Raw genomic sequence first — 16,290 nt, forward strand, 5'->3', positions numbered from 1 at the left:
CACACCTACAACCACCACCGCTGCCACACCGCACTCGGCGGCCAGCCACCCATCACCCGCGTGAACAACCCTGCGGGTCAATACACCTAGCGCGCAGCTCAGGGTGCGATCGGCAGCCGCCGCTTGTGCTCGGTCGTGCGGTAACGGTTGCTCCTGAACTCTGCGGGAGTGGAGGTCAGGACATGTGGATCGCAGTCGGCAGCGGTGGGGTGCCGGTGACCGACATGACCAGGGAGTAGAGCGCGGTGTCGGCGGCGATGAACATGCGGTTCCGCTTGGCGCCGCCGAAGCGGATGTTGGCGACCACGTCGGGGACCAGAAGGCGGCCGAGGAGCGTGCCGTCCGGGTCGTAGCAGTGCACACCGCCGTCCATGGCGGCGGCCCAGAGCCGGCCCCCGTCGTCGAAGCGGATGTTGTCGAAGGTGCCGATCCGGCATTCGGTGAAGACCTCGCCCCCGGTGAGGGTGCCGTCGTCCTGGACGTCGAAGACGCGGATGTGGTTGGCCCTGCTGTCCGAGACGTACAGCCGGCGCTCGTCCGGCGAGAAGACGAGGCCGTTGGGGCCCTGGAAGCCGTCGGCGACCTGTCGTACCTCGCCGGTGCCCGGGTCCACGCGGTAGACGTTGCAGGCGCCGATCTCACTCTCGGCGCGGTGGCCCTCGTAGTCGGTGGTGATCCCGAAGTCGGGGTCGGAGAACCAGATCGAGCCGTCGGACCGCACGGCGGCGTCGTTGGGGCTGTTGAGCTTCTTGCCCTGGAAACGGTCGGCGATCACGGTGACCGAGCCGTCGTGCTCGGTGCGGGTGACGCGACGGTTGCCCTGCTCGCAGGTGATGAGGCGGCCCTCGGTGTCCAGGGTGTTGCCGTTGGGATGGCCGGCGGGTGAGCGGAAGACGCCGACCGTCCCGGTGGTCTCGTCCCAGCGCAGCAGGCGGTCGTTGGGGATGTCGCTCCACACCAGGTACCGCCCGGACGGGACGTAGACGGGGCCCTCGGCCCAGCGGCAGCCCTCGAAGAGGGTCTCCAGCTTCGAGTCGCCCGCGTGGCACCTGCCCGTACGGAACCGGTCATCGAGGATCTCGTACACCTGCCGTCGCTCGCCGGGCATGCCGTCACCTTCACCATCGAAACGAATGTTGATCTGCCTGATCCAGACTATGCAGAATGGGGTTCGGAAGATCAACCACATTACCGAAGGAGATCTGGTGGACGATGTGGATCGGCAGCTGCTTTCCCTTCTCCAGCAGGACGCGTCGCGGTCCTACGCGGCGCTCGGGGAGGCCGTCGGGCTGTCCGCCGGGGCGACCCATGAACGCGTGCGCAAGCTGCGTGAGCGGGGCGTCATCCGCAGGACGACCGTCGAGGTCGATCCCGCGGCGGTCGGACGGGGCGTGCTCGCCTTCGTCATGGTGGACTCGACCCAGTGGGTGGGCGACTCCGGCGACCGGTTCTCCGCCATCCCGGAGATCCAGGAAGCGCACGTCATCGCCGGAAGCGCCTCGGTCCTGGTGAAGGTCAGGACCGCCACCACGCAGCAACTCCAGGACGTGCTGCGCCGCATATACGCGATCGAAGGAGTCAGCGGCACTCAGGCCACCGTGGTGCTCGAGACCTTCTTCGAGCGCCCTGTCACCCCGTGACCCGCCACTCCACCTTGAACACCCACACGTACCGGCCCGCCTTGCGCGCCGCCTCCGGTACGTTGACGAACTCCCGCCGCAACCCAGCTTGGTTGCAGCGTGCCCGGGCGGTTGCGGATGCCATGCGGACGCGGGCCTGTTCGCCGGGGTCGAGGCGGCGGATGCGGGCCGGCTGGACCGTGCGGGCGCCCGGGACGTCGAGCGCCAGCGCGACGCCGTCGGCGGCCAGTACGGGGACCGTGCCCGCGTTGACGACGGTGGCCTCCACGCTCTGCGCGCCGGACGGTTCGAGCAGGGAGGGGGTGGAGTGCGGGGCCCGAAGGGCCAACGCCCTTCCGACGGCGACCGGTTGGAGGGTGAGCGCGAAGACGTGCAGGGATGGTGTGTTCGCCTCGGCCGGGTTGGTGACGGGGAGCGTGACGGCGACCGCTTCCCGGCGCGGATCGAGCCACACTTCCGCGACGCCGATGCCGATGCCGACGCTGTGCTCGTCCTTGCCGCCGTCCGGGCGGTAGCGGTACGGCGCCGACAGCGGGCCGCCCGCCGCATACCAGTCGGAGCCGCCGAGGCCGGCGGTGGTGGTCGCGCCGTCGGCGTAGTGGACGGTGGCCGTTCCGGAGGCGTTGCCGTAGCTGGCGGCGGTGAGGAATAACGCCGACAGGTAGTGGCCCTTGGGGAGGTCGAGGCGCTGGCCGAGGGCGACGACGTTGTTGCGGGCGCCGGCGGTCGAGGCGGGGAAGAGGAACGGGACGCCGTCGACCTCGACGCGGCCGGCGGGCAGTTCCTCGCCGGGGAAGGTGTAGCCGGAGCCGTCGAAGTCGCCGCCGTGTGCGGTGGCGGTGTCGAGGCCGTCGTTGTCGTAGAGGGCGTCCAGCGGGACGGGCACCGGGTCGGGGACGGCGGCCCACGGTCCCTGGCGTTCGGCGGCCCGTGCGGGTGTGTCTGTGGTGAGCTACGGGGCTGTCAACAGGCCTGCAGGGGCTGGACTTGAGCCAGAGAACGGACGACCGATCGAAGGGTCGCCCTCGGCCTCTCGACGTGCCGCCCACGACCGTGCACAGTTCTCCCTACGCGCCTGATGCATACCGACGAGTAGCCGACGAGTAGCCAAGGAGTGCCCGTGAGCAGCTGGGCCGACCGGACCGCCGCAGAGATCGCCGCCGCCGTACGCGCGAAGGAGGTCACGCCACGGGAGGTGGTGGCGGAGCACCTCGCGCGGATCGAGCGGCTCGCCGGACGTGTCGGGGCGTTCCGTTCGGTCCGGGCCCAGGCGGCGCTCGCGGAGGCGGACGCGGTCGGCGCCCGTGCCGATCTGGCCGAACTGCCGCTCGCCGGTGTGCCGGTGGCGGTGAAGGACAATCTGGCGGTGCGCGGCGAGTCCCACCGCAACGGCTCGGCCGCGACGCCGGACACCCCGGCCGCCGAGGACCATGTGACGGTGGCCCGGCTGCGGGCGGCGGGTGCCGTGGTCGTCGGTCTGACCAACGTGCCCGAGCTGTGCGTCTTCGGCACCACGGAGGGTGTGTACGGCACCGCCCGCAACCCGTGGGACACCTCGCGCACGGCGGGCGGCTCGTCCGGCGGCAGCGCGGCGGCGGTCGCGGCGGGTCTGGTGCCGCTCGCGCTCGGCAACGACGGCATGGGCTCGCTGCGCATCCCGGCGGCCAACTGCGGGCTGGTCACGCTGAAGCCGGGGCACGGGGTGGTGCCGGCGGGGATCGGCAACGGCGACTGGTTCGGGATGTCGGAGAACGGTCCGCTGGCGACGACGGTCGAGGATCTGCGTCTGATGCTGTCGGTCCTCGCGGACACCGAGTTCGCCCGGCGCGCGGAGCGGACACCGCTCAGGATCGCCGCGGCCGTGCGCAGCCCGCTCACCGGCGTGAGCGTCAGCAAGCCGTATGCGACCGCGGTCCGGCAGGCCGCCGGGGTCCTGGCCAAGGCCGGGCACCGGGTCCGGCGGGCCGAGCCGCCCTACCCGCTCTCGCTGGGCGTCACCTCGCTCCAGCACTGGACGGCGGGTACGGCGGTGGACGCGGCAGGGCTGGACCCGGCGCGGCTGGCCCGGCGGACCCGGGTGCACGCGGCCGTCGGCCGCCGCTTCCTCCCCTCGGTCCGCTCCGGCGACCAGCGCGAGCGCCTCCGCGCCCGGCTGACCCCCTTCTTCGCCGAGCACGACGTCCTGCTCACCCCGGCCCTCGCCCGCCGCTCCCCGCAGGCCGCCCCCTGGCACGAGCGCGGCTGGCTGCGCAACATCCTGGCCAACACCGCCTATTCGCCCTTCACCCCGCCGTGGAACCTCACCGGCTGGCCCGCCATGTCGATCCCCTTCGGCACCCTCCCCTCCGGTGCCCCCTGCGCCGTACAACTGGTCGGCCGCCCGGGCGCGGAGGAGAACCTGCTGGACCTGGCGGAACACCTGGAGACCCTGCACCCGTGGCAGCGGACGGCGCCGCTCGCGGATCAGCGGTAGCGGACCTCACGTCCGTCGCGCAGGTCCCGGAGGGTGACACCGCCGGGACCAGGCGGGTCCGCGCAGTACGGGCCGTGCAGGTCGAGGCCGTCGAGGTCGGTGGTGATGGCCGTTCCGGGGGCGAAGTACGCGGGGTCGAGCGCGAAGGCGACGCGCGTCCCCGCACCGGCGGGCGGGGCGAAACTCCGGGGTTCCTCCGCCGGGCGGATCCCTGCGAGTTCCTGCCGGACGCCGTGGCCGTCCCGCCACACCTCGACGACGGTCCGCGTGCTGAGCACAGCCGCGGCGGCGCTGATCCAGCGCTCGGGGCCGAGCAGCGCTCCGTAGTACCCGAGTCGCGGTCGGCCCGTGCCGTCGTCCAGGGCGTAGGGCAGGTCGTCCGTGACGGTGAAGGCGAGATCTCCGTGGATCTCCGCCACGACCCGCAGGGTGTGGTCCGGGGCGAGTCGGGCCGCCGGGTGGAGGGCGTGCACCAGGACCCGGCACAGCACCCGGGTGGCCAGGTCGGGGTGATCGGGGGGCAGTTCGAAGTACATCGCCGGGCTCCGCCGTACGTGCTCGTCGAACTCGACGACCTTGATGTCGGCGGCGCTGTACTCCTCGGCCGTCACGATCGTCCACCCTCCGGCTGGTCGAGCGCCTTGTACATGATGTGCAGGCCCACCCTGCCGTGGCGGGGATGGTCGTACGCCTTCGGAACCGTGCCGAGGATGGTGAAGCCGAGGGACTTCCACAGGGCGACCGCCGGGTTCGTCTCCACCACGGCGTTGAAGACCATCGCGTGGTAGCCGTGGGTTCTCGCCTCGGCGAGGAGGTGTTCGGCTAGGGCTCGGCCGATGCCCTGGCCGGTGTGCGCGGGGTCGACCATGAAGCCCGCGTTCGCCACGCCCGCGGCGGGGCCGCCGTAGTTCGGGGTGAGGTAGGCCGAGCCGACCACGGCCCCGGTCGCGTCCTCGGCCACGTAGACGCGCTTGGCCGGGCCCATCCACAGGGCGCGGGCCGCCTCCTCGGAGGTGCCGGGGTCCCAGGCGTAGGTCTCGGCGGCGGCGACGATCCGGTGCCAGAAAGGCCAGATCCGCGGCCAGTCCTCGGCCACGGCTTCTCTGATCAGCATGGGCGTGAGTCTGCCACGCCCATGCGTACGGCCATCGCGATGATCCGGCCCGGTGGGTCAGTCCACGCTGGGCAGGATGTGCGGCTCGGCGAGGTCGTCCTCGTATCCCGCGAGGCGGATCGGGGCGGACCGCGCCCACACGTCGAGGCTGCCGAGTTCTCCGGGCCGGCGGCCCCCGCGCTCCGTGCGTTCCTTGGGGCGCTGTTCGCGATTCGTCTTCTCCGGTGTCACCGCGCACTCCTTATGTGTCGGGTCACCCTCGGGGCATACCGGACAGCCTGCTCTCCGGCACTCGTCGCCCGCTCGGGTCTGGATGGAAGGCCAGTTCGGACGCGGTGGCGCCGGTACGGACGAGGGGTCTGGGTGGGACCCGGTACTGCAGTCCGTCCCTTCCAGAGTAACCAAATGAGCGGGCCCCCGCTCGATAGGGAGTGCAAACAAGGTGTAACTATCGGAAGTCACGTGCCTCCCAATGTCCCTCAATATGGGGCTATTTGCCACAAGACACATCACCCGACCGTCGGAGCAATTCACCCCCTCGGCCTACATGCGGCGCAGTTCAGGTGCCGTTGGCCGGGTCGCAAGCTCGCCATGATCTGGTGAAGAGCGGCAACGGCTGTCTCGCGGAAGGACTGACGCATGGAGCTGCGCAGCGTCGAGGAGCTGATGGATCTGCTGTACACCGGCCGGCACCAGCACGCGCTGCGAACCGCCGCGCTGCTGCGCCGCAGCCGCCCCGCGGACAAGGAGCTCCAGGTGGCGGGGCTGGTCCACGGCATCGGGCCGGCGCTGGGCCCGGCCGACGAGGCGGGGCGGGCCCGCAGCGCCGCCGAGGCGGTGCGCCCGCTGCTAGGCGAGCGGGTGTTCCGGCTGGTGCGCGGGGAGTGCGATCCCGCCGGCCGCGCCGACGACGATCTGCTGCGGCTGCGGCACGCCGCCGAGGAGGGCCGCACCACGCTCTTCGACGCCGGCGTCCTGGAGGACTGGCGCACCGTACTGGAGCTGATCGCGGCCCGGAACTCGCGGCTCGGCGCATGAGCGCTCCGCCGTGGGGGCCGCGACGGGCCGTCGTTTGCCCGCGGCGCCGCCGTGGCCGGTCGCGCCCACGCGGCGCAGCCGCCTATCGATCACGCGGCGCAGCCGCATAGCGATACGACCCCGCACCCTTTTGGGGGCGCGCGCCCCTGGTTTCTGACGGGCCGTCATGAGACTGTACGGCGATGACCTCGCTGTACGGGCTCGAAGGCAGGGCCGCCGTCGTCACCGGCGGGACGCGTGGGATCGGGCGTGCCGTGGCCGGGGCGCTCGCCGCGGCCGGGGCGCTGGTGTGCGTGACCGGGCGGGACGCCGGCGAGGTCCGGCGCAGGGCCGCCGAGCTGGGCGGGATCGGGCTGGCCGGGAGCGTGGCCGACCCGGGGCATCCCGAGGAGCTGACGGACCTGGTGCTGCGCGAGTTCGGGCGGCTGGACGTCCTCGTCAACAACGCGGCGACCAACCGGCCCTACGGTCCGCTGATGGAGGCCGGCGCGGACGCGTGGCGGGAGGCGTTCGCGGTCAACGTCGAGGCACCGCTGCGGCTGGTGCAGTGCGCGTGGCGGGGGTGGATGCGCGAGCACGGCGGGGCCGTCGTCAACGTGTGCACGGAAGGCGCCGCCCATGTGGGGCCCCAGGTCGGCGCGTACGGCACCACGAAGGCGGCCCTTCTGCATCTGACGCAGCAGCTCGCGGGCGAACTCGCACCGCGTGTGCGGGTCAACTCCGTCTCCCCCGGGCTCGTCCGCACCGAGATGGCCCGGTTCGTGTGGGAGCCGGGCGAGGCGGAGGTGGCGGCGGGACTGCCGCTCGGGCGGATCGGGGAGCCGCAGGACGTGGCGCGGGCCGTGGTGTGGCTCGCCTCGGACGCCGCTGAGTGGATCACCGGCGCCGATCTGCTGGTGGACGGCGGGACACGGGTACGGGCCGCACGAACGTCAACCGGATTCGCGGTGCATGAGCACATGCGGGCGCACGGACCCGCGCCCCTTCAGGGGCGCGGGGAACTGCGCGACCAGCCACCCACAAGCCGCAGTTGACCAGCGGCTGGCGGCTCCCCGGGGCGCCATGAAGACGGCCGGCGCCCGGCGCAAGCCGCTACCACTTGCCCGGCGTGTAGTCCTTCAGGAAGACGCCGTACACGTCCTCGCCCGCCTCGCCGAGCACGATCGGGTCGTAGACGCGGGCCGCGCCGTCCACCAGGTCGAGCGGGGCGTGGAAGCCTGCCTCGGCCAGGCGCAGTTTGTCGTAGTGGGGACGCTCGTCGGTGATCCAGCCGGTGTCGACGGAGGTCATGAGGATGCCGTCCGTCCGGAACATCTCCTCGGCGCTGGTCCGCGTGACCATGTTCATGGCCGCCTTCGCGGCGTTCGTGTTCGGGTGCCCGGCGCCCTTGTAACCGCGGCCGAAGACGCCTTCCATCGCGGAGACGTTGACGACGTACGCGCGTCCGCTGGCGGCCTTCTTCGCGGCGTCCGCCATCGCCGAGCGCAGGGCGCTGATCAGGATGAACGGCGACGTGTAGTTGCACAGCTGGGTCTCCAGCAGCTCGACCGGCGAGATCTGGTCGATGGTCTGCACCCAGGTGTTGGTCTCGACGACGTCGGGTACGAGACCGCCCGCGTCGATGGCGGTGCCGTCGAGGTGCCGGGCGACGCTGGCGTTGCCCGCGACGAGCGCGAGGTCGGCGACCTTCTGCGCGTCCAGGCCGCTGGTGCCGAGGGGCAGCGCGGCGATGCCGTCGACGGCGCCGGAGTTGAAGGCGCCGATGACGTGGTGGGCGGGGAGTTCGCCGGCGGGCAGCGGGGCGCTCTCGCCCTCGACCAGGGCCGCGTACGCGGAGGGCAGGCGGCGCACGGTCTGCGTCGCGTTGTTGATCAGGATGTCGAGCGGACCCGCCTCGGCGACCTGCTCGGCGAGCGCCACGGCCTGCGCCGGGTCGCGCAGGTCGATGCCGACGACCTCCAGCCGGTGCATCCAGTCCGCCGAGTCGTCCATCGCCTTGAAGCGTCGGATGGCGTCCTTGGGGAAGCGCGTGGTGATGGTCGTGTGCGCGCCGTCGCGCAGCAGGCGCAGCGCGATGTACATGCCGATCTTGGCGCGGCCGCCGGTGAGCAGGGCACGCTTGCCGGTCAGGTCGGCGCGGGCGTCACGCTTGTCGCGGTTCAGGCGGGCGCAGTCCGGACAGAGCTGGTGGTAGAAGTAGTCGACCTCGACGTAGCGGGTCTTGCAGGTGTAGCAGGAGCGGGGGCGCTGGAGTATGCCCGCGATCTTGCCCGCCTCGGTGATCGACGACGGCAGGATGCCCTCGGTCTCGTCGTCGATGCGCTGGGCGGAGCCGGTCGCGGTGGCCTCGGTGACCGCCTTGTCGTGGGCGGTCTTGGCGGCGCGGCGCTCCTGGCGGCGGCGCTGCTTGACCGTGCGGTAGATGCCGGCCGTGGCCCGGCGCACCGTGATGGCGTCGGGGTGGTCGACCTCCAGTTTGTCGAGCTCCTCGAGCACGCTGAGGCAGACGGCCAGGCGTTCGGGGTCGATGCCGGGGCCGTACACGACCTCGTCCGTGGTCGTCGGGCCGTCCTCTGTCACCGTCATCGCGCTGCCGCTTCCCTGATCACCCGCGCAGCGCTCCGACTCGCGCCCGCTTTCGAACGGGGAATTTTACGGAGCGGACCGGCTCCCCGCCAAACCCGATCGGACCAGCGGCCGCGGCCGTACGGCCGCGCAGCCCGGCGGGTGCACCGAAGCCACTCGGACGATCAGCCGCCCGGCCCCGACCGGGCCACGGCCGCCGGCGGCGCACCCGCCCCACAGGCCCCACCCGCACCCGGCGACGAAAGCCGCACGGGTGGTGCGGGTGGGAACCCACATCCGGCCGAAGGCCGGGGGCCCAGTGATCGCAGACGCCAAAAGCCGGGTGCTCAGTGATCGCAGACGGAGAGCAACGTCTCCAGCTCGACCGTCACCGCGCGCGCGAACACGTCGAGATCGGGAACAGCCTGCGCGTCGGCGACCAGCCCGTAGTGCACGCGGCCGCGGTACGTGGAGATCGCGACCGCCAGGGACTGGCCGGGGGCGAGCGGGGCGAACGGGTAGACCTCGGTGAGCTGGTGCCCGCCGAGCCTCAGCCCGAGTCCGGGCAGCGGCACGCTGGTGACGAGGATGTCGTACCAGAGCCGGGCGGCCTGGCCGACCAGCGGTCCGCCGAGTCGGTGGCCGAGGGCGGGCACATGGTCGGCGAGCAGGGCGACGGCGCCGGCGCCCCGGTCGGGTCCCGCGTCCTTGTTGCGGATCATCGCGGTGCGGACGGTGTCCAGGCGGCGCAGCGGGTCGGGGTCGTCCACCGGAAGCCGTATCAGGTAGCCGGAGAGCCGGTTGCCCTGTGGGTGGGCGGCGCGCGGGCGGCGCCGGGAGACGGGGACGAGGGCGCGGGGCGCCACGCCGTCGCTGCCATCGCCGCGTTCGTCCAGCCAGCGGCGCAGGGCGCCGGCGACGACGGCGATGAGGACGTCGTTGACGGTGCCCCCGGCGCTCTTGCGGACACGGTGCACGTCGTCGATGTCCACGACGACGCCGGCCGTGCGGCGGGTGCCGCTGGGCACGGAGGTCAGGGCGGACGTGGGGCGCATACCGAGGGTGGACCGGGCCAGGGAGGCGCCGATGTCCAGGGCCCGGCCCACGTCGGACAGGGCGCCCCTGACCAGCCCGGGGACCATCCCGGGCAGCCGGCGCACGTCGGACAGCAGGCTGCGCGGCGGTTCGATGGCGCGCGGACCGCGCTCGGGCAGGTCCACCGGGTCCAGGACGCCCGCGGCGAGCTTGAGCGCGCGCAGCCCGTCGGCGAGGGCGTGGTGGAACTTGAACAGCACGGCGAAGGAGATGCCGTCCTCCCCGGGCAGCACATGCGCCTCCCACGGCGGCCGCTCACGCTCCAGCGGTCGTTCCATGAGCCGCCCGGCGACCGCGTGGAAGTCGCCGGTCGGGGCGTGCAGCCGTACGTGGTTGAGGGGGTCGAAGTCCGGGTCGGTCTCGCGGGCGGCGCCGCCGAAGGCGAGCGGCTTCCAGACGTCGCGGATGCGCATGCGCAGACCGGGCACGGCGGCGGCACGCGCGGCGAGCAGGTCGGCGGCGTGGGCGCCCGCCGTGGGCGAGTGCGCGCCGAAGACACCGAGCGCGCCAAGATGCATCGGATGCCGTGCGGACTCCATGTTCCAGAACGCCAGGTCGAGGGGAGCGAGCAGGTCGGAAGTCAAGGGCTTGCCTCGCGTCGACGACGGGGGAGATATGCAGTCAATATCCGACTGCCGATTACGGTCAAGTACGATCAAGCTACGCTCAGTTAACATCAGATTAAGTCCCGCCCCTCGGAAAGGGGCGGGACTCATGAGACTCCTGAGGTCACTTCAGTACCGGTGGTGCCGCCTGGGGTGACGTACCCCACTCGGACGGGCGCGGGCCGACCGTGAACGCGAGCGCGCGCATCGAGCGCAGTGCGGCCGTCGTCAGATAGGTCCGCGTGTGCGGTGTCCCGTCGGTGCGGACGGACTGGACGTAGCGCGCGCTCGCCGAGGTGCCGGGCGCGGTGACCGTGAGCCGGCCGCCGGGCCAGAAGCGGCGGTCCAGGGTGAGGTCGACACGGTCGAAGACCGGGGTGGACAGACCCCAGGTGTCGGAGCCGGGCTGGATCGGGAAGAGCCCGATCGACGACAGCACGTTCCAGGCGGACATGGTGCCGAGGTCGTCGTTGCCGGTCATGCCGGTCGGGCCGTCGGTGAAGAGGGTGAGCGCCGCGTGGACCACGTCCGTGGTCTTCCAGGGCTGGCCGGTGGCCAGGTAGGTGTACGGCGCGATGAGGTCGGGCTCGTTCATCGGGTTGTACTTGTCGGCGTTGTAGTAGTTGTACGCGTTCCCGTGCACCCAGACCTCGCGGGCGGTCTTCGCGGGGTCGGCCAGCAACCGGTCGTAGGCGAAGAAGGTGTCCAGGCGGGTGTTGGCCGCGCTCGTGCCGCCGATCAGGCCGATCATGCCGGGCAGGTCCTGCGGGACCAGCCACTGGTACTGCCAGGCGGTGCCCTCGTGGAAGCCGATGCCGCGGGCCGGATCGTCCGAGCCGGTGAAGGCGCCGGCGGCGTCGCGGGCGCGGAAGAACCCGGTGGAGGGGTCGAAGATGTTCCGGTAGTTCTGCGCCCGGGCGGCATAGCGGGCGGCGTCCTCGGTGTGGCCGAGGCCGCGGGCCATCTGGGCGAGCACGGCGTCGGCGAGGGCGTACTCCAGGGTGACGGAGGCGCCGTGCCGGTAGTCGGAGTCGCCCATCTTGGCGTACGGACGGTCCTTGTCGTAGGGCGCGAAGCCGTGCGCGATGTACTCGGCGTTGGACTCGCGGCCGATGCCCGGGTAGGCGGCGGGCGGCACCCCGTCGGCGTTCTTCCTGAGCGCCCGGTAGGCGCGCTCCTCGAAGCCCCTGAGCAGGCCCGTCTGGTAGGCGGTGGTCAGGAAGGGGGTGACCGGGTCGCCGCTCATGATGTTCGTCTCGACCGGTCCGTAGCCCCACTTGGGCAGCCAGCCGCCGTCCTCGTCGACCTTCACCACCGACAGGGCCATGTCGCGTGCCTCGCGGGGCGCGAGCAGGGCGAGGAGCTGGGCCTGGGTGCGGTAGGTGTCCCACAGCGACCAGTTCTGGTAGTACGTGAACCGTTCCGCGCGGTGGATGCGGCGGTCCCAGCCGGTGTAGCGGCCGTCGGCGTCGCTGCCGATGTTCGGCGCGAGGAACGAGCGGTACAGCGACGAGTAGAAGGTGCGGCGCAGGGTCGGGTCGCCGCCGTGGACGTTCACGGTCGCCAGCCGCCGCTCCCACTCCTCGCGGGCGAGGTTCCGTACGGTGTCGAAGGACCGGCCGCCCTCGGCGCGCAGGTTGACGGCGGCGCCGCGCGCGTCGACGTACGACAGGGCGGTGGTGGCCTCGACGGTACGGTCCCTGGTCGCGTCGAAGCGGACGAAGGCGCCGCCGCGGCCGGTGCGGGCGCCGGGGGTGACCGTCGGGCCGTCCCAGGTGCCGTACGCGGTGAAGGGCCGGCTGAAGCGGGTAACCGTGTACACGGTGTACGGGCCGGTGTCCCGGCAGAAGCCGTGGCCGGTGATCTCGGTGCGCACGGTGTGGTCGTCGAGGACCTCGACCCTGCTGCTGCCCGCCTGGTGCAGCGACTGGGCCGCGTTCAGCAGGACGTTGGCCTTGTCGGTGGCCGGGAAGGTGTAGCGCTGCACTCCGGTGCGCTCGGTCGCGGTCAGCTCGGCGCGGATCCCGGAGTCGAGGCCGACGCGGTAGTAGCCGGGGCTCGCCGCCTCGTCGGCGTGCGAGAACCCCGCGGCGTACTGGGCGTAGTCCGTCTGTGTGACCTCGCCCGTGGTCGGCAGCACGGGCAGGTCGCCGCCGATCCGGCAGCCGACGCCCGAGAGATGGACCAGCGAGAAGCCGCGGATGCGGTTCTGTGTGTAGTCGTAGCCGGTGCTGTGCCCGGTGTCCGGGGAGAGCTGCACCATGCCGAAGGGCACGGCCGGGCCGGGAAAGGTGTTGCCCTCGTTCTGGGTCCCGATGAACGGGTTGACCAGGTCGGTGAGGTGGCCGTCGGTCCGCTCGGCGGACCGTGCGGCGGGGGTGGCGATCAGCGTGGACGCTGCCAGCACCCCGGCCAGGCACAGCCGTGTGCGCCGGGTCCCTCTCATGTCGGATGACCTCCGAAGGTTCGACATCGTTGCCTGCATCGTGAAGGCCGAACGATGCGAACCCGGGCATTCCGGGAGGGTGATACGAAACGCGTCGCGTTCGAAAGCGTTCTGACGGTGCGTCCGTCAGGAGACCCGCTGCCCCTTCCCCAGGGCGATCACCCCGCCCTGGGAGACGGTGTACAGCTCGGCGTCCCGCTCCGGGTTGACGCCGATCGTCGCGCCGGGCGGCACCTCGACGTTCTTGTCCAGGACGGCACCGCGGACGACCGCGCCCCGGCCGATGTGCACGTTGTCGTGCAGCACCGAGCCCTGCACGACCGCGTCCGGGTCGACCCGTACGCCGGGCGACAGCACGGACCGGGTGACCTGACCGCGGATCAGGCAGCCCGCGCTGATGATGGACTCGCTCGCGATGCCGCCCGCGCTGAAGCGGGCCGGGGAGAGCTGGTTGGAGTGGGTGTAGACGGGCCACTGACGGTTGTACAGGTTGAAGGCGGGGCGCTCGGTGATCAGGTCCATGTGCGCCTCGTAGTACGCGTCCAGGGTGCCGACGTCCCGCCAGTAGCCCTGGTCGCGGCTGGTCTCGCCGGGCACGTGGTTGTCGCTGAAGTCGTACAGCTGCGCCTCGCCGCGGCCGGTCAGCTGGGGCAGGATCGAGCCGCCCATGTCGTGCACGGACTGCCCGTCCTCGGCGTCGCGGTGCAGCGCCTCGATGAGGGCCTTGGTGGTGAAGATGTAGTTGCCCATGGAGGCGAACACGCACTCGGGATCGTCGGCCAGACCGGGCGGGTCCGCGGGCTTCTCCAGGAAGCGCTCGACATTGCGGCCGCGGAGCAGGCTCACCAGCTGAATTAGCGAAACGTAGCGAAGCTGTGGCAGAGTGCTACCTGCACGCCCGGCGCCCAGGCGACGTCGGGCACCCTCCTCGGTTGGGTCTTGCGGCCTGACCGATCAGCGTCCGGAGGGACGTGCCACGCGGGCTGATGGCTGCGGCCGTTCAGTACCAGGGCACGAAGGCGATTGGCTCTCAAGCCTGGGCAACGCTCAGATCCGCTAAGCCAATCAGAGACGCTGGACATCCGCCAGGTAATGGTGAAGTGCCGGTCCAGCGAGGGCAACTGCGCTGGGTCGGCACGCGGATGCGCCCGCCGTTGACGAGGTTGGACAGGACGAAGTCGACGAGCCGGTAGGTGCCGCCGAAGGTGACCGCTGGTTTGGCGCGGTCCGTGGTCAGGGGCATCAGGCGCTTGCCTTCTCCGCCCGCCAGTACGATTCCGAGCACCGAAGGTCCGCCACGACGCATGGGCCCGCTCCCCTCACCCTGGTAGATCCATGGTTGCCCTCAGCCGGCGCGGACTAAGCCTGCTTGAGGACCTCCTCGTACAGCCCGGCCGTGCGCCGGGCCACCGCGTCCCAGCCGAACTCGCCCACCGCGCGCTCCCGTCCGGCCTCTCCCATCCGCCGGGCCGTCTCCCGGTCGCCGAGGACGGCGTCCAGCGCCCGCGCGAGGCGTTCCTCGAAGTCGTCGTCCACGTCGACGAGGAGGCCTGTCCTGCCGTCCTCCACCACCTCGGGGATGCCGCCGACCCGGGAGGCCACCACGGGCGTGCCGCAGGCCATCGCCTCCAGGTTGACGATACCGAGGGGCTCGTACACCGACGGGCAGACGAACACGGCGGCATGCGTGAGGAGTTGGATCACATCCGTGCGCGGCAGCATCTGCGGGATCCAGAACACACCCTCGCGGACCCGGCTCAACTCCTCGTACAACTCCCGGAACTCGCGGTCGATCTCCGGGGTGTCGGGGGCTCCCGCGCACAGCACGACCTGGGCGCCGGGGTCGATGTCCCGTACCGCGCGCAGCAGATGGGGCACGCCCTTCTGGCGGGTGATCCGGCCGACGAACAGGACGTACGGGCGGGCGGGGTCGAGTCCGGTCCGGGTGAGGGCGTCGGTGCCGCGGTGCGGCCGGTAGAGGGTCGTGTCGATGCCGTTGTGCACGACGTGGACCTTCGCCGGGTCCAGCACCGGATAGCAGGCGAGGATGTCCTCCCGCATGGCCCCCGAGACGGCGATCACGGCGTCCGCGGCCTCGACGGCGGTGCGCTCGGCCCAGCTCGACAGGGCGTATCCGCCGCCCAGTTGCTCGGCCTTCCAGGGGCGCAGGGGCTCCAGCGAGTGGGCGGTCACCACGTGCGGGATGCCGTACAGGAGCTTGGCGAAGTGGCCGGCGAGATGGGCGTACCAGGTGTGGGAGTGGACGAGTTCGCGGCCTTCGAGGGCGGCGGCGATGGACAGGTCCACGGAGAAGGTGCGCAGCGCGTCGTTGGAGCCGTCGAGGACGGACCAGGGGCGGTGACGTACGACGCCGACGCCGCGTCCCTCGCCCCAGCAGTGCACCTCCAGGTCCACCAGGGAGGTCAGCTCCCGGGCGAGGAACTCCACATGGACGCCCGCGCCGCCGTACACGTCCGGGGGGTACTCCCGGGTCAGCAGTCCCACACGCACCCGACAACCCCCTTGTCCCGGCGGCAGGTTCCCTTCATGGTCACCCAGAAGCGGCGTCCGGGGAAGAGCGCGGCGGCCGGGTGAAGCAGCAGTCGCCGCAGACTCCGCCGCCCGGGACGCGGTAGTACAGGCAGCAGCTGCGGCGGCGGAAGGCCGTGCCGGTGCGGGTGCCGGTGGTACGCAGGAGGGGGTGGGTGAAGAGTGCGTCCGTGAGGGTGCGGGCCCGGTCCGCGACCTCGGTACGGCCGTTCGCGCGTGCCCAGCGGTCCAGTTCGCGGACCGCGCCGGCGAGCGCGGAGCCGGCGTTGCCCCACAACAGGCCGGCCGCGACGCCGTAACGGGCCTTCAGGGTCTCCCCTAGGGGTTCGAGGTGACCGTGCAGCACGGTGTCCGCGAGCGTCGCCGCGTCACCGGGCAGCGGGCGCACCTCGGTCAGCCACAGGTCGTCGGGGGCGGTGGCGGCGGCGTCCCAGCGCAACAGGCCGGGGTCGAGGTCGGGCAGCCGGCCGTACAGGGCGGCACAGGCCAGGGCCGGGGACCACAGCCGGGAGGCGAGGCCCAGGTGGGCGATGGAGGCGGCAACACGCGGTTCGGCTGTGTGGAGACGGTGCCCGACGGTGTCGACACGGACAGTGAGCGCAGTGCGGTAATCATCCGATGATGCCGTTGCGTACGCCTCCGCGAGCGTCGGCAACGACGGGGAAGCCGGCTCCGACGCCGCTGCGACGGTGCGCAGGACGAAGAACCCGCCGAGCGGGCGGAGGGCGGCGAGATCGGGGTCGAGGTCCACGAGGAGCACTAGT

The 16,290-nt window shown here is 71.9% G+C and carries 14 protein-coding genes and 2 pseudogenes; 4 read left to right on the top strand and 12 right to left on the bottom strand.

All coding sequences use genetic code 11. The annotated features are described in order from the left end of the window. Positions 1-175: 175 nt before the first annotated feature. A complete protein-coding gene (locus ACZ5DS_RS08140; RefSeq protein WP_468235133.1) occupies positions 176-1,108 on the bottom strand; it encodes an SMP-30/gluconolactonase/LRE family protein in 933 nt (310 codons plus the stop codon). Positions 1,109-1,205: 97 nt separating this feature from the next. Here ACZ5DS_RS08140 and ACZ5DS_RS08145 point away from each other — a divergent pair, with 97 nt between their 5' ends. Next, a complete protein-coding gene (locus ACZ5DS_RS08145) occupies positions 1,206-1,640 on the top strand; it encodes an Lrp/AsnC family transcriptional regulator (RefSeq protein ID WP_468235134.1) in 435 nt (144 codons plus the stop codon). Here ACZ5DS_RS08145 and ACZ5DS_RS08150 read toward each other — a convergent pair. Continuing rightward, positions 1,630-2,526 (bottom strand): hypothetical protein, encoded by an 897-nt coding sequence (locus tag ACZ5DS_RS08150; protein ID WP_468235136.1) that lies wholly within the window; start codon positions 2,524-2,526, stop codon positions 1,630-1,632. The genes ACZ5DS_RS08145 and ACZ5DS_RS08150 overlap by 11 nt on opposite strands. A gap of 234 nt (positions 2,527-2,760) precedes the next feature. On the opposite strand from ACZ5DS_RS08150, the gene ACZ5DS_RS08155 reads away from it, so the two are divergent. Then, positions 2,761-4,113 (top strand): amidase, encoded by a 1,353-nt coding sequence (locus tag ACZ5DS_RS08155; RefSeq protein ID WP_468235138.1) that lies wholly within the window; start codon positions 2,761-2,763, stop codon positions 4,111-4,113. Here ACZ5DS_RS08155 and ACZ5DS_RS08160 read toward each other — a convergent pair. Genes ACZ5DS_RS08160 through ACZ5DS_RS08170 form a run of 3 tightly spaced genes read right to left on the bottom strand, consistent with a single transcriptional unit; the run spans position 4,104 to position 5,458 of the window. After that, complete coding sequence (locus ACZ5DS_RS08160; RefSeq protein WP_468235139.1) at positions 4,104-4,724, bottom strand: hypothetical protein; 621 nt, start codon at positions 4,722-4,724, stop codon at positions 4,104-4,106. The genes ACZ5DS_RS08155 and ACZ5DS_RS08160 overlap by 10 nt on opposite strands. Beyond that, positions 4,721-5,227, bottom strand: coding sequence for a GNAT family N-acetyltransferase (locus ACZ5DS_RS08165; RefSeq protein WP_468235141.1), 507 nt, complete (start codon positions 5,225-5,227; stop codon positions 4,721-4,723). The genes ACZ5DS_RS08160 and ACZ5DS_RS08165 overlap by 4 nt, the downstream gene beginning before the upstream one ends. Before the next feature lie 57 nt (positions 5,228-5,284). After that, complete coding sequence (locus ACZ5DS_RS08170; RefSeq protein WP_133918774.1) at positions 5,285-5,458, bottom strand: hypothetical protein; 174 nt, start codon at positions 5,456-5,458, stop codon at positions 5,285-5,287. A 408-nt stretch (positions 5,459-5,866) separates the two neighbouring features. Between ACZ5DS_RS08170 and ACZ5DS_RS08175 the strand changes: the two genes are divergently transcribed. Both ACZ5DS_RS08175 and ACZ5DS_RS08180 read left to right on the top strand, forming a co-directional pair. Beyond that, positions 5,867-6,265, top strand: coding sequence for a hypothetical protein (locus tag ACZ5DS_RS08175; RefSeq protein WP_468235142.1), 399 nt, complete (start codon positions 5,867-5,869; stop codon positions 6,263-6,265). A gap of 182 nt (positions 6,266-6,447) precedes the next feature. After that, positions 6,448-7,299: an SDR family oxidoreductase gene (locus tag ACZ5DS_RS08180; protein WP_468235143.1), complete on the top strand. Its 852-nt coding sequence runs from the start codon at positions 6,448-6,450 to the stop codon at positions 7,297-7,299. 58 nt (positions 7,300-7,357) lie between these two features. Here the strand turns inward: ACZ5DS_RS08180 and ACZ5DS_RS08185 are convergent, their stop codons facing one another. The 7 genes and pseudogenes from ACZ5DS_RS08185 to ACZ5DS_RS08215 form a co-directional block, all read right to left on the bottom strand. Further along, a complete protein-coding gene (locus ACZ5DS_RS08185; RefSeq protein WP_468235144.1) occupies positions 7,358-8,851 on the bottom strand; it encodes an SDR family NAD(P)-dependent oxidoreductase in 1,494 nt (497 codons plus the stop codon). A 326-nt stretch (positions 8,852-9,177) separates the two neighbouring features. Continuing rightward, positions 9,178-10,509, bottom strand: a complete 1,332-nt coding sequence (locus ACZ5DS_RS08190) for a wax ester/triacylglycerol synthase family O-acyltransferase (RefSeq protein ID WP_468235146.1) — start codon at positions 10,507-10,509, stop codon at positions 9,178-9,180. A 145-nt stretch (positions 10,510-10,654) separates the two neighbouring features. Continuing rightward, positions 10,655-12,976, bottom strand: a complete 2,322-nt coding sequence (locus tag ACZ5DS_RS08195) for a GH92 family glycosyl hydrolase (protein WP_468235148.1) — start codon at positions 12,974-12,976, stop codon at positions 10,655-10,657. Between the two features lie 126 nt (positions 12,977-13,102). Next, positions 13,103-13,807 (bottom strand): annotated as a pseudogene (locus ACZ5DS_RS08200) (GlgC family sugar phosphate nucleotidyltransferase); the annotation flags it as partial. A gap of 242 nt (positions 13,808-14,049) precedes the next feature. Beyond that, positions 14,050-14,282: pseudogene (locus tag ACZ5DS_RS08205) on the bottom strand (sugar phosphate nucleotidyltransferase); the annotation flags it as partial. Between the two features lie 53 nt (positions 14,283-14,335). Continuing rightward, positions 14,336-15,487, bottom strand: coding sequence for a glycogen synthase (glgA, locus tag ACZ5DS_RS08210; RefSeq protein ID WP_468235149.1), 1,152 nt, complete (start codon positions 15,485-15,487; stop codon positions 14,336-14,338). A 40-nt stretch (positions 15,488-15,527) separates the two neighbouring features. Beyond that, a complete protein-coding gene (locus ACZ5DS_RS08215; protein WP_468236360.1) occupies positions 15,528-16,277 on the bottom strand; it encodes a (2Fe-2S)-binding protein in 750 nt (249 codons plus the stop codon). Positions 16,278-16,290: the final 13 nt, after the last annotated feature.

Source organism: Streptomyces sp. NPDC031100 (assembly GCF_055570785.1).